2 protein-coding genes are annotated in these 1,117 nt (G+C 69.4%); both read left to right on the forward strand.

Annotated features, from left to right (window positions below):
• Positions 1 to 290, forward strand: a 290-nt coding sequence (locus tag IEW18_RS21540) for a transposase (protein WP_188559957.1), incomplete at its 5' end; no start/stop codon positions are given.
• A partial coding sequence (locus tag IEW18_RS21545) for an IS3 family transposase (protein WP_188559958.1) occupies positions 287 to 1,117 on the forward strand: 831 nt, incomplete at its 3' end. The genes IEW18_RS21540 and IEW18_RS21545, both read left to right, overlap by 4 nt.

The raw sequence follows: 1,117 nt of genomic DNA on the forward strand, positions 1-1,117 counted from the left end.
CCAACGGGGCGTCGCCCGACAAACGGCGTAAATACGACGACGCATTCAAGGTCGAGGCGCTGCGTCTGGCCAGCGAAAGCCGCAGCACGCAGGCGGCGGCGCGGCAGCTGGGCATCAGCCCCAAGCTGCTCTACCGCTGGCAGCAGGCGCAGTTCGTGGCCGAAGTGGGCAGCGTGGAAGTGGCCCGCGACCCGGAAGTACGGGCCCTGCGCGCCGCCAACAAGCGGCTGGCGCAGGAACTGGACATTTTAAAAAAAGCCTTGGTCATCTTCGGCCAGCCGACCCCGTGAGCGTCTACCAGTACATCGTCCAACAGGCCGGCCAGGTGCCGGTGCGCCGGCTCTGCCGGGTGCTGCGCGTGGCCCCGGCCGCCTATTACGCGTGGCAGCGCCGCCAACAGGTGCCGGTGGTCGAACCGGCTTGGCAAGTAGCCGTGCGCGAAGCCTTTGCCGACCACAGCCAGCGCTACGGCACGCGCCGGCTGCGGGCCCAGGTGCAGGCCCAGGGCCATGCGGTGGGGCGTTGGCGCATTCGCCGCGTGCTTCGCCAGCACGGCTTGCGGGCGCAGCAGCCCCGCTCGTTCGTGCCCCGCACCACCGATTCCGACCCGGCCGTACGGGCCGCGCCCAACCGCTTGCTGGGCCAGCCGGCCCCCACCGCCCCGAACCGGGTCTGGGTGGGCGACATCACCTACCTGCCCCGCCAGGGCGGCGGCTGGCTGTATTTGGCCGTCTGGCTGGACCGCTGCTCGCGCAAAATCGTGGGCTGGGACGTGCGCGAGACCATGCCCGAAGACCTGGTCAGCGAGGCCTTGCGCCGGGCCTTGGCCGTGCGCCGCCCGCCCGCGGGGCTCATCGTGCACTCCGACCAGGGCAGCCAGTACACGGCCACGCGTTTCAAAGACTTGGTTGCCCAACACGGGGCCCAGCAAAGCATGAGCCGGCGCGGCAACTGCTACGACAACGCCCACGCTGAATCCTTTTGGAGCCGCTTCAAAGCCGAACTACTCGACGGCGGCTGCTTCCCCGGCCTGGCCGAAGCCAAACTCGAAATCAGCCACCACATCGCCTACTACAACGCCGAGCGGCGGCACTCCGCCCTCGGCTATTGCTCTCCC

It is taken from the genome of Hymenobacter glacieicola, assembly GCF_014640315.1.
Lineage (GTDB): Bacteria > Bacteroidota > Bacteroidia > Cytophagales > Hymenobacteraceae > Hymenobacter > Hymenobacter glacieicola.